The sequence below is a fragment of the Pirellulales bacterium genome (assembly GCA_035533075.1).
Lineage (GTDB): Bacteria > Planctomycetota > Planctomycetia > Pirellulales > JAICIG01 > DASSFG01.
On record DATLUO010000197.1, the window covers coordinates 1 to 11,581 of the forward strand.

Genomic DNA, 11,581 nt, shown 5'->3' on the forward strand with positions numbered 1-11,581 from the left:
ACCTCCGGCCGCTCGTGATCCAATCGATCGATCAAGCCCGGCACGACCATCGGGGAGGGCACAGAGAGACAGTGCAGCCAGTCCGCGGCCTCGTACAGTTCCTCCTCGTCCTCCTCCACCTCCGCCTTCTCGAGCCGAACAGCGCGGTCGGCCAGGTTGTCCAAAAATAGCGGGAGCACGGTCGCCGCCTGATCGGGACCGAGCGCCGACAAAAGGGCATCGACATTCTGGGAATAACCATCTTGGTAGAGCTTCAACAATGTGGGCAGGACCACGACGAAATCGCCGCCGGCCCACAACATGCCCTCTACCGCCGCTAACCGAACCTCGTCTTGGCTATCGGTCAGAAACGGCGTCAACAGTTCCGGGCGGCCGCTCACGCGCGATAGGGCCCAGACCGCCCTCTCGCGAAGCAGCTCGCTGTCGTCATCCATCGCGCGCAACAGCGATTTCGTCGACGACTGTGCGTCAGGTCCCAAGTAGCCGAGGCGTTCGGCGGCCATCACGCGTACTTCTTCGTTCGGGTCGCGTAATTGCCGCTCCAGCCGGCGGATCGGATTCACATAGTCGCCCAGCCACAGGCAGAACGCGGTCACCACAACGAGCATCGTGCAAAGGCGGAACTGCACCCAACGGCGCTTGGGCTTCAAGACCGATACGAGTTGGGCGAAGCGCTTGGCCATGACCATCAGCATCCCGCGCCGGCGCGCGGGATGCAAGGGACGCCGGGCTTCGGGGCAGGTTTTCAAAGGGCCAAAAAAGCAGGTATGGCAGGTTGGAAACCTGCCCCACGGCGGATCAAATCTGCAGGCGCCGGGACACACGCGCAGCGGATGCGGTGCGCCGTGGCACTGCAAAAAAACAACGGCCCGCTTAAAGGCTAGGATCGATCAAATGATGCCACCGGCTTGCCCGGTGGAGACTCACGCTGGCAGCTAAAATCCGCGGGCCCACCTCTCCCTTCCCACTCGATTGCCCTGCCGCTGCCTCTGGCAGCGGCAGGGCAATCGGGGTTCGTAATCAGGAATGGCAGCCGCCTTGGTTAGCTGCCAGCGTCACAGACCACCGGGCAAGCCGGTGGCATGCTATGTTCAACTTTGCGGAAACTCGTCTTAGCCTTTAAGCGGGTCGTAAAAAAAATGGCCCTCTCGGCGACAAGTTACGGCACACGGCGTGCATGGCGTGTGCCTACTATTTTCACCTGCCCCACGGCGGAATCGGAACTCTCACGCTTTTCCGCTACGAGGATCTGCTGTTATCCGGCTGGCCAGGCGGTTACAATCGTCACCTGGAAACTGCAACTGCCCGTGAGGACACTTCCCTGCCATGACCACAAACCGTGCGCGATCGTTCGCTCTGCTCGCCGGTCCAGCGCTGCTGGTACTCGCGGCGTTGGATGCCCAAGCCGATGAAGTCGATTATTTCCGCCACGGAGGGGGCGTGGCGGCCGACGACGAACGGCCGCTTGTCGAAAAACTCGAAGATGAACAACTCCTCTGGCGCGTGCCAATGCCTCCCGGCCACTCGACACCCTGCGTCCGCGGCGACGCGATCTACGTGACCACGTTCGAGAACGACGAGCTCACCACGCTGGCCCTCGACCGCCGCAGCGGCCGGACGATGTGGCGACAGGTGGCGCCGGCCGAGCGGATCGAACTGTTCCACGAGACCAGTAGCCCGGCCGCCGCGACGCCGGCCTGCGACGGCCAGCGGGTCTACGTCTTCTTCGGCAGCTACGGGCTGCTTTGTTATGACCTCAAGGGCGGGCTGGTCTGGGCCAAGCCGATGGGGCCGTTCCAGGACGAATTCGGCGCGGGCAGCTCGCCGGTCCTGGTCGACGGCAAACTCATCATCAGCGGCGACCATGACATCGATAGCTTCGTAATGGCGGTCGATTGCATGACCGGCGACACGCTCTGGAAGACCGACCGCGATGGCTTCACGCGCAGTTATGCGACGCCCGTTGTCTGGGTCGCCGACGGCCAAAAGCAGATCGTCGTGGCCGGCGCCTTGCAGCTTGTGGCCTACGGTGCCGACGATGGAAGTAAGCTTTGGTGGGTCAATGGGCTGGCCCGGATCGTCAACACCACTCCGGCACAGTCCCAGGGCCTGTTGTACGTGGCCACCTGGTCGCCCGGCGGCGATTCCGATGCGCGGCTGGCGATGGATCCCTGGTCTGACGCCGTCGCCAAATGGGACAAGGACGGCGACGGTAAGCTCGTGCGCGAGGAGGTGCCGGACGCGGAAGTGCTCGACCGTTTCTTTCGCATCGACCTCAATCAAGACAAGGGACTGGACGAGACAGAATGGAATAAGTACGCGCGCGTGTTCGAACTGGCGCAGAACACGCTGATGGCCATCCGGCCGCGAGGCACAGGCGACCTGACCGGCTCGGGTGTCGTTTGGGAATACAACAAGGGTTTGCCGTACGTGCCAAGTCCGCTTGTTTATCAGGACCGGCTCTATATGGTCAAGAACGGCGGTATTTTGACCTGCCTGGAGGCCGCGAGAGGACGCATGCTCAAGCAGGTCCGGCTGGCGGGCAACGACAACTACTACTCCTCGCCCGTCGCAGGCGACGGCAAGCTGTACCTGGCCAGTGAGCACGGCGTGGTCAGCGTGTTGCGCGCCGGCGCCAAGTGCGAGTTGATCAGCTCTCGCGATTTCCAGGAGCGGACCGTGGCCACGCCCGTGATTGCCGACCGCAAAATTTATTTGCGGACGGAAAAAGCGCTGTATTGTTTTGGCAGTCGATGATTTCGTCGAGGCGCGCCGGCCGCACCTGAGCGCTTCAAGGTTTTGGACCTTGACATTCCATGCGCAGCTTTTTTTCCAAAGACCGCATCATTGCCCCCGCCGGCTTCAATCGCTGGCGCGTGCCGCCGGCTTCGGTGGCGATTCATCTTTGCATCGGCTCGGTCTACGCCTGGAGCGTTTTCAACCCGGCCCTGACCAAGGTCGAAGGGGTCGTGGCCAGTGCCGCGGACGATTGGTCGTTGAAGCAAGTCGTCTCGGTCTTCACCGTCGCGATTGCCGTGCTGGGGCTGGCGGCGGCGTTCGCCGGTAAATGGCTGGAACGAGTTGGGCCGCGCGTGGTGGGCACGGTCTCGGCGGCGTGCTGGGGCGGCGGATTTCTTCTGGGCGGCCTGGGCATCCAGATACACGAACTGCGGCTCTTGTACCTGGGCTATGGCGTGTTGGGCGGCGTTGGGCTCGGGCTGGGTTATGTCTCCCCCGTCAGCACGCTGATCCGCTGGTTCCCCGACCGCCGCGGCATGGCCGCCGGCATGGCGATCATGGGTTTCGGCGGCGGTGCGATCATCGCCGCCCCGCTCAAGGAACGCCTGATCGTTTACTTCTACCAGGCCCCCCAGTACGTTGGCACCGAGGAGCAGGCGAAGCTCGCGACCGACGACGGCCGGCGCTACGCGCTCGCCGACGGCCGGCGCCGTGAGGCGGTGGTCGTGGCCGAGAGCGAGGTTGGGAAGATGATCGTGCCCGGCAAAGCCGGGGTCTACCTGGTCGGTACGGGCAGGACCGGCGTGGCGCAGACGTTCTTCGTCTTGGGAGCGACGTACTTCGTCGTGATGCTCGCCGCCGCGTTTTCCTACCGCATCCCGGCGCCTGATTGGCATCCGGCGGGCTGGAAGCCGCCGACTGACGACACGGCCCGTCACAAGCTGATCAGCCGGCACCACGTCGGCGTCGACCAAGCGCTCAAAACGCCGCAATTCTACCTGCTTTGGATCGTGCTTTGCTTGAACGTCACAGCGGGAATCGGACTGCTGGGGGTGGCCAGAACGATGATCACGGAAATCTTCGGCGCCTCCCTCACCAAGTTCGCGTGGCCCGGATTCGCCAATACCTTCGTGGTCCTGACGGGCTGCTTCAACATGCTGGGGCGGTTCTTCTGGGCGAGTGCCTCCGACTACATCGGCCGCCGGCGGACGTACATGATCTTTTTCATCCTATCGATGGCGCTCTATCTTTCGATCCCCTTCATCGCCGGCCAGGCGAGCGCGTCCCCCTCGCTCGCGTGGCTGGTGGCATTTTGCGCGGCGACGCTCGCGATCATGACGATGTACGGGGGCGGCTTCGCGACGATTCCCGCTTATATTGCCGACCTTTTCGGAACACGCTACGTCGGCGGCATCCACGGTCGGCTGCTTACGGCGTGGAGCGTGGCCGGTGTGGTGGGACCATTGGCACTCACGTCGCTGCGCGAGCGTTCGATGGCGGCGGCTATCGCCGAGCTTGCCGGAAAAATTGATCCAGCGGCTTTCGCCGCCAGGTTCGACGCCCCGTTATCCGATCTCGATACTTTGGTCTCACAAAAGACCGTGACCGTGGCCAAGCTCCTGGATCTGGCGCCCTCCGGAACAGCCGACCCAACGAGCACCGTCTACAACTCGACGATGTACTTGATGGCGGGACTATTGGCTATCGCGCTCGTGGCCAATGCGCTGGTGCGACCGGTTGACCCGAAACACCATCTCTGAAGCCATGTTTGTCTGCTACCGGCTAGATTGCCGCCACGCGGACTTCGCCTTGGGCGCCGACGGCTGCAGTTGCGAGGCCTTCGAGACGTAGCCCTTGTCCGACGATTCGACATGCACCGCGCGCCGAACCGGCCGAAACGTCGTGCGGCTGTCGTCGGGGGCGACCAACCGCGGCTCCGCGGAGGGGCCGCGACGCGAGTCCTTGTTGAGCTCCAAGTCGGGGATCGGTTTGGGTGAACTCTCGTCGATGGCCCCCGCGTCGGAACCGTTCTGGAACGTTTTCACCGGCGCCACGCCGCTTGACGCGGGCACACCCGTTGTCGTGGGGCTGGTGATCGCGCCACGATAGTACTGCTGCGTCGCCGGAGCGGGTGAGAACGTTGGTGAAAAGGCGGGTGCCGCGCCGCCGCAACCCGAACAGCCCGCCGGCGCGGCGTAACCGACGGTGCTCACCGCGGGGTACGCGACGGCGGGCGGATTCGAGTAGACGATTCGGTACGAAACGTACGGCACTTGCCGGGCCTGCGGCAGGTAGGCGATCACCGGGCGCATGGTCGTCACCGGGCAGCCGGTGCAACGATCGGCGACCGTCACCGGTTGGTAGACCGTCGTCGGCACGTTGACGTATTGCGTGCGGTAGCAAGTTTGCGGCACGTAACTGACCTGTTGCGGCTGGCAACCACACGGATCGGCGCCGTACGACGCGTAGGTCGGCGTGGCGACCGGCACGGTGGTGGTCGTGCGGGCGAACAGCCCGCCCCCGTTGCAGCAACCGTTGTTGAACCAATGGAAAATGGCCTGGCTTTCGGCGGGCGCCGCTACGAGCGCTGTGGCCACGCCGAGCGCCATGGTGGTGGTCCGTAAAGTTCGCATCATCATGTTCTCACTCCGGGCCTGGGCCGATCTTCATGTGCTTCCTGCGCCGCCGAGTTTCCTCGCGACGATGGCGCGGCGAAACGGCAGTGTGGTCGCGTGAAACTTCAGTAAATCTCATTTGGCGGGTGGAAGTCAAGTAAACTCGGCGACCCGCGCGCCATTTGGTTGTAAATGACTTTCAGGTTGACTTTAGCGATGATAGCGGTCGCGCGGGCTGGGCGTGGCCTGCGGCGCGCGACCGAGCCGCCTTCGGGCGACGATGCTTGAACAAGCGTAGGTCACGAAATGGCGTGTGCGCTGAGATTTCGAAATCCGATAGAAATCGACCCCCTTCATCGCCGGACCGGACATTTCATCAAAGTGGGATCATCATCCTGCTTTCATCCCCCATCCCCTCCGAATCCCCATATCCCCCTTAAAAAGGCCGCCGTAAACGGTGTTCGCTCAACTGGCCGCAAGTCTTGTGGACAGTCAAGCCACCCCGGCGGCTTCACCCCCCGGTAGACATCCGGCGTGAATTCGTTAAGGTGGATCGACAGATTCCATCCTCCGTACACCCGAAAAGTTCGCCGCCCATGCGATTCATCGACCTCGTGATCCGCAACGTCGTTCGCCGCAAGGTGCGGTCGACGCTGACCGGCATCGGCGTGGCCGTGGCCGTGGCGACGGTCGTCACGCTCTTGGGCGTTTCGACGGGATTGCAACGTTCGGCCAGCGACGCGTACCGCCGCCACGGGGTCGACCTGATGGTGGTCCGGGCGGGCACCGCTCAGCGCACCAGCGGCAGCCTCGATGCGCGGGTCGCCGACCGTTTGCGTGAATTGACGGGAGTGGCCGATGTCACCCTCAGTCTGACCGACGTGGTCTCGCTGGGCGGCGGCGTCAGGGGGGTGCTTGTCCACGGCTGGCCGGCCGAGTGTCGCATGCACGACAACCTCGCGATCAGCGAGGGTCGCCGGCTGACGGCCGATGATCACGGCCGCGTACTGCTGGGCAGCATCTTGGCACACAATCTCAACAAGCGCGTCGGCGAGACCCTCGAGATCGAGTTGAATCCGTTCGAAGTGGCTGGTATCTTCGACAGCTCAAACGTTTTCGAAGGCGGCTCGGCCGTGGTCTTGCTCGACGATTTGCAGAAACTGATGGATCAAAGCGGCCAGGTGAGCGAGTTCCTCGTCGCGCTGAGCTCGGAAGAAGCTCGCGGCCCGGATGGCCTTGAGCGCCTGTGTGGAGAAATCAAAGATCTGCGCGATGGCAACGACAAGCCGCTGGGACTGACGGCGATGCCCACCGAGGAATACGCCGGCAACAGTTTCGAAGTGAGCCTGGCTCGTGCCATGGCCTGGGCCACGTCGACCATCGCCCTGGCGATCGGGTGTGTGGGGATGCTCAACACCATGGCCATGTCGGTGCTGGAACGCACTCAGGAGATCGGCGTGCTGCGTGCGATTGGCTGGCGGCGCTCGCGGATCGTGCGAATGGTCCTGTCGGAAGCGTGTATATTGAGTCTGGCCGGGGCGGCGCTGGGCAGCCTGGGAGCCGTCGTGCTGGCGCGAGTGCTGGCGGCGCTGCCCGCCGCCCAGGGCGCGCTCGATGGCGGGACGCCGCCGTCGATCGTGGCGCTGGGGTTCATGGCCGCGCTCGTGCTGGGGCTGGCCGGAGGTTTTTTTCCGGCTATTCGCGGGGCAAATCTGCGACCGACCGAGGCATTGCGTTATGAGTAGCGCCGATGGAAACTCCGCCGCGCACCCGGTCCTGCTGCGAGCCGACCGCGTCAGCCGCGTTTACCCCGATGGGGTCGTGACGGCGCTGGTCGATGTATCGCTCGAAATCCGCCGCGGCGAGTACCTGGCCATCATGGGACCCAGCGGCAGCGGCAAGTCGACGCTGCTCAACCTGCTCGGGGCGCTCGACACGCCGACGGCGGGCGAGGTGTTTTTCGATGGCCAGTCGTTGTCGCGCCATCCCGACCTGGACCGTTTTCGCTCCGAGAAGCTCGGCTTCGTGTTCCAGTCGTTCAACCTTTTGCCCACGCTGACCGCGGTCGAGAACGTGCAAATCCCAATGTTCGAAGGACGCCTGTCCGCCGCCCAGCGTGCCAGCAAAGCCGTCAAGCTGCTGGAATCCGTCGATCTGGCACGACGCGCGGGCCACCTGCCCGGCCAGCTTTCCGTGGGAGAACGGCAGCGGGTGGCCATTGCCCGCGCGCTGGCCAACGAACCCGCGTTGCTCTTGGCCGACGAGCCGACAGGTAATCTCGACTCGCATTCGGGCGACGATGTCTTGGCGCTGTTCGACCGGCTGCACCGCGAGCAAGGGATGACACTGGTCGTGATCACGCACAGCCGCGAGGTGGCGGACCGCGCGGGGCGAATCGTCTGGATTCGCGACGGTCGCATCTCGACCGCCGACGCCGCGACGTCGCCGGGCAAGGGAAACGTGCCATGTGGTTCCTGACCTTCATCGGTAAGAACCTCTGGCGGCGGCGCACCCGATCGCTACTGACGATCGTCGGCGTTGCCCTGGCGATCGCCGCGGCGGTGTCGCTGGTGGGCGTGGCCGTCGGCTTCGAGCGTTCGTACCTCGAAATCTACAGAAGCCGCGGCGTCGACCTGGTCGTGCAACGCTCGGGCCGGAGTGAGCAGCTCAACAGCGGGCTGGACGAGTCGCTGGGCGATGCGATGCGGGCCCTGCCCGGCGTCAAGGACGTCATCGGCGGAATCGTCGACGTCGTTTCCTTCGAGCAGCACGACTTGTGGTACGTGCTCGTCAACGGCTGGGCCGCCGACGTCCGCCTGTTCGACGACCTGAAATTACTCTCAGGCCGGCGCCTACGGGCCGGCGAACGGGGCAAGGTGATGCTGGGCAAGGTGCTGGCGGCAAACCTGGGCAAGGATCTGGGCGACACGCTGGAGCTCTTCGGTCAGGAATTCAAGGTGGCCGGCGTCTACGAAAGCTTCAACGTCTACGACAACGGTGCCGTGATCATGCTCTTGGACGAACTGCAAACGCTGACCGACAGGCCGCACCAGGTGACGGGCTTCACCGTGCAGGCCGATCGCGAGAGCGGCCACGTCGATTTGGCCGACCTGCGGAAGCGGATCGAGGAATTGCAGCCTGGGATCAGCGCCTTGCCGACCAAGGAGTTCATTGCCAACGTGAATCAGATCAAGATGGCCCGCGCCACCTCGTGGGTGACTTCGACCATTGCCCTGGTCCTGGGCGCGATCGGCGTTCTGAACACGATGATCATGTCGGTCTACGAGCGGCGTCGGGAGATCGGCATTCTCCGCGCCGTCGGTTGGCGGCCGCGCCGGGTGGTGCGGATGGTCCTGGGCGAATCGTTGTCGTTGACGTTTGGCGGGGCGGTGGCCGGCTCCTTGGCCGGCGTGGCGATCACGCGGCTTTTCAGCCATTTGCCGGTCACGTCAGGGATCGTCCAGGGAAACATCGCCCCGGGCGTCATCGCCCAGGGCTTCGCGATCGCGCTCGTCATGGGGTTGGCCGGGGCCGTCTATCCGGCCTATTGGTGTACGCGGCTGCTGCCCGTCGAGGCGCTTCGCGCCAAGTGAGCGGCCTAGTGGCCAACCTGTTTTTCCAGCGTCGGATCGGGCTGCCAAAGGTACAAGAAGCCCGGCAGCCGCGCGCGGTCCAGTCCCGGCATGCTCATCGGGATCACTCCTCCTTGCAGCGGCGAATTCGGCGTGATCGAGTACGCCGAGCGGGCGCGGTCGTTGGTGCGGTGGTAGAGCACGACGTGTGCCTGCGGCACACCGGCCATCTGCCTGGCCATTGCCACCGCGTCGTCCAGGTAACCGATTTCGTCGATCAGCTTCCGCTCCAGGGCTTGCCGCGCGGTGAAAACGCGGCCGTCGAACGTCGTCGGCTCGTCCGGATCGACCTCCGGCCGTCCTTCACGCACCACCCGGCAAAAACGCCCGTGGAACTCGTCGCACATCGTTTGCAGCAACTCGCGCTGTTCCGGCGCGAGCGGCTTGATTGGTGTCGCCAGGTCGATGTTGTCGCCGGCCTTGACGGGCGTGCCCTGCAAATTGAACTGCGCCATCGCGTCTTCGAGGTTGTAGACGTTCAGGATCACGCCAATCCCGCCGGTCACCGTCGTCGGGTGGGCCACGATGGAATCGGCGGCCGTGGCCAAATAATAGGCTCCGCCCGCGCCCAGATCCATCAGGCAGGCCACGACGGGCAGCCGCGTGCGTGCCTTGAAGCTGCGCAGGTCGTGCCACATGATGTCGGTCGCCGTCACGCCGCCTCCGGGACTGTTGATCCGCACGACCACGGCACGCACACACGGGTCGGCCGCGGCCGTGTCGAGCCGCTCGCGGAACAGCGAAACAGGGTTTTCGCCGAAGCTCGACAACCCGGTGAAATCGGCGTTGATCAACAAGCCGTCGACGTCGATCACAGCCACGCTCGGTCCGCCATCCGCGCCGCGGGGCACCGTCATGGCGACGACCGGTCCCTCGCCCAGTTGAGGTGGCGCACGGGACGTCACGTTTGCCCGTGTCGCGACATGGTGCGTTTTCGAAGCGCAAGCGGGCGCCGCGAGGCAAGCGACCACCAGCGGCAGTGTCGCCCACATCACTCCAACGCCCCGCTCGATGTTTCGCGTTCTTCGCACCCGGCGTTCCCTCGCCTTACCGACGGAGTGACCGGCAAATCCGTTACCTATAGCTTTCGGCCGGGAGAAGCAGGCAAACCACAAATACTCGACAACTGGCGCGAAACGGTGTCAAGTCGGGTAAACATTGCGGCGTGCGCGCTTGCGGCAAATTGCCGCGTGAAGTATACAATCGCGGCATGAACGCCATCGTCGTCGTGGTTGACCGGTTACATGTTGGTTATCTCGGCTGCTATGGCAACACCTGGGTGGCTTCGCCGGAGTTGAACCGCCTGGCCGTCGAGTCGTTCACGATGGACCACGCGATCATCGACAGCCCTTCGCTCGATGAACTTTACAGTTCGTTCTGGACGGGATCGCACGCTCTCCAGCGCCGGCAAGCGTGGCTCGCGGGCCGCGGCACGTTGGCCGGCGCGCTGGGCAAGGCCGGTATCGCCACCACGCTTATCAGCGATGACCCCCTTGTGAGTGGGCACCCGCTCGCCACGGGCTTTGGCGAGCACATCAGCATCGAGCCACCCTTGGCCTGCGACGCTGTGACGGCCCCGGACGTGGATCAGACGCACCTGGCGGGCTACTTTGCCGTGGCGGCCGATTGGCTCGGCAAGGCGCATAGCCCGTTTTGCCTATGGCTGCACACCCAGGGGCTTGCTGCGGCATGGGACGCGCCGCTCGAATTCCGCAATCAATACGCCGATCCCGATGAGGCCCCGCCTCCGACACTGGTCGACGTTCCGCATTGCCTACTGCCCGACGAATTCGATCCAGACCTTCGGTTCGGTATTTGCCAGGCTTATGCCGGGCAGGTCACCTTGCTCGACACCTGTCTGAGCGGACTACTCGCCGCGCTGGCCGAAAGTCCGTCGCACCGCGATACGCTGTTGGCGCTGGTTTCGCCTCGCGGCCTGCCGCTAGGCGAGCACCGCCGGATTGGAGTCGGCGATGAGGCGATGTACAACGAGTTGATCCATGTCCCCTGGCTGCTGCGGTTACCCGACGGCTCGGGCGCGGCGGCACGCAGCCATGCGCTGGTGCAGCCGGCCGACCTTCCGGCCACCCTTTGCGATTGGTGGAACGTGGCGCCCTTCTTTCCCGCCGGCGCCGGCCGGAGCCTGCTGCCGCTGGTGCGCGACGAGGCCGAAAGCATTCGCGACCGGGCATGTGTCGCGGCGCCCTGCGGCGAGCAGGGCATCCGCACGGCGGGCTGGTACCTCCATCAGACGGCGGTAAGGAGTGCGGCCAATGAGGGGACCGACGCCGTGGGTGTGGAGTTGTACGCAAAGCCCGACGATTTCTGGGAACTGAACGACGTCGCCGACCGCTGCCGCGACGTCGCAGGGGCGCTGGGCCGCGCATTAAACGACTTCCGTTCGGCCGCCGAGTCGGGAACCATCGACGCGTTGTCGCCGCTCGACGAGAGCTTGTAGTTGGCTATAGATAGGAAAAGAGCGGGGACGCCTCGAAAGCGGTTTAGAGTGGAGTTGTTAAATTCCCCCAAACCCCGTTACAGGAGGTCGTCCCCGTGAGTAAGAGCAAAGCGTATCGTTCGACGGATGTCAAGAAT

9 protein-coding genes are annotated in these 11,581 nt (G+C 64.3%); 6 read left to right on the plus strand and 3 right to left on the minus strand.

Translation table 11 applies throughout. From position 1 onward, the window contains the following. Window positions 1-683, minus strand: a 683-nt coding sequence (locus VNH11_25655) for a HEAT repeat domain-containing protein (protein ID HVA49779.1), incomplete at its 3' end; no start/stop codon positions are given. A 643-nt stretch (window positions 684-1,326) separates the two neighbouring features. Between VNH11_25655 and VNH11_25660 the strand changes: the two genes are divergently transcribed. Next, the gene (locus VNH11_25660) at window positions 1,327-2,757 is read left to right on the plus strand and encodes a PQQ-binding-like beta-propeller repeat protein (GenBank protein ID HVA49780.1); all 1,431 of its coding nucleotides are present in this window, start codon (window positions 1,327-1,329) and stop codon (window positions 2,755-2,757) included. A 59-nt stretch (window positions 2,758-2,816) separates the two neighbouring features. Further along, complete coding sequence (locus VNH11_25665; protein HVA49781.1) at window positions 2,817-4,499, plus strand: OFA family MFS transporter; 1,683 nt, start codon at window positions 2,817-2,819, stop codon at window positions 4,497-4,499. Window positions 4,500-4,514: 15 nt separating this feature from the next. Here the strand turns inward: VNH11_25665 and VNH11_25670 are convergent, their stop codons facing one another. After that, window positions 4,515-5,378, minus strand: a complete 864-nt coding sequence (locus tag VNH11_25670; protein HVA49782.1) for a hypothetical protein — start codon at window positions 5,376-5,378, stop codon at window positions 4,515-4,517. A 572-nt stretch (window positions 5,379-5,950) separates the two neighbouring features. Between VNH11_25670 and VNH11_25675 the strand changes: the two genes are divergently transcribed. The 3 genes from VNH11_25675 to VNH11_25685 are packed head-to-tail and all read left to right on the plus strand — an operon-like array spanning window position 5,951 to window position 8,947. Further along, the gene (locus VNH11_25675; GenBank protein ID HVA49783.1) at window positions 5,951-7,099 is read left to right on the plus strand and encodes an ABC transporter permease; all 1,149 of its coding nucleotides are present in this window, start codon (window positions 5,951-5,953) and stop codon (window positions 7,097-7,099) included. After that, window positions 7,092-7,832 (plus strand): ABC transporter ATP-binding protein, encoded by a 741-nt coding sequence (locus VNH11_25680; protein HVA49784.1) that lies wholly within the window; start codon window positions 7,092-7,094, stop codon window positions 7,830-7,832. The genes VNH11_25675 and VNH11_25680 overlap by 8 nt, the downstream gene beginning before the upstream one ends. Then, window positions 7,820-8,947, plus strand: a complete 1,128-nt coding sequence (locus VNH11_25685; GenBank protein ID HVA49785.1) for an ABC transporter permease — start codon at window positions 7,820-7,822, stop codon at window positions 8,945-8,947. Before VNH11_25680 ends, VNH11_25685 begins: the two co-directional genes overlap by 13 nt. A gap of 5 nt (window positions 8,948-8,952) precedes the next feature. Here VNH11_25685 and VNH11_25690 read toward each other — a convergent pair whose 3' ends face one another. Then, on the minus strand, window positions 8,953-10,017 hold the full coding sequence (locus tag VNH11_25690) for a S49 family peptidase (protein HVA49786.1): 1,065 nt from the start codon (window positions 10,015-10,017) through the stop codon (window positions 8,953-8,955). Between the two features lie 179 nt (window positions 10,018-10,196). On the opposite strand from VNH11_25690, the gene VNH11_25695 reads away from it, so the two are divergent. Beyond that, entirely contained in the window at window positions 10,197-11,444 is a 1,248-nt protein-coding gene (locus VNH11_25695; protein HVA49787.1) for a sulfatase-like hydrolase/transferase, read from the plus strand. The last annotated feature ends 137 nt before the right edge of the window (window positions 11,445-11,581 follow it).

Coding starts and splice junctions, on each gene's coding strand:
- VNH11_25660 (HVA49780.1), top strand. CDS start 1,327: ATGACCACAAACCGTGCGCGATCGTTCGCTCTGCTCGCCGGTCCAGCG.
- VNH11_25665 (HVA49781.1), top strand. CDS start 2,817: ATGCGCAGCTTTTTTTCCAAAGACCGCATCATTGCCCCCGCCGGCTTC.
- VNH11_25670 (HVA49782.1), bottom strand. CDS start 5,378: ATGATGATGCGAACTTTACGGACCACCACCATGGCGCTCGGCGTGGCC.
- VNH11_25675 (HVA49783.1), top strand. CDS start 5,951: ATGCGATTCATCGACCTCGTGATCCGCAACGTCGTTCGCCGCAAGGTG.
- VNH11_25680 (HVA49784.1), top strand. CDS start 7,092: ATGAGTAGCGCCGATGGAAACTCCGCCGCGCACCCGGTCCTGCTGCGA.
- VNH11_25685 (HVA49785.1), top strand. CDS start 7,820: ATGTGGTTCCTGACCTTCATCGGTAAGAACCTCTGGCGGCGGCGCACC.
- VNH11_25695 (HVA49787.1), top strand. CDS start 10,197: ATGAACGCCATCGTCGTCGTGGTTGACCGGTTACATGTTGGTTATCTC.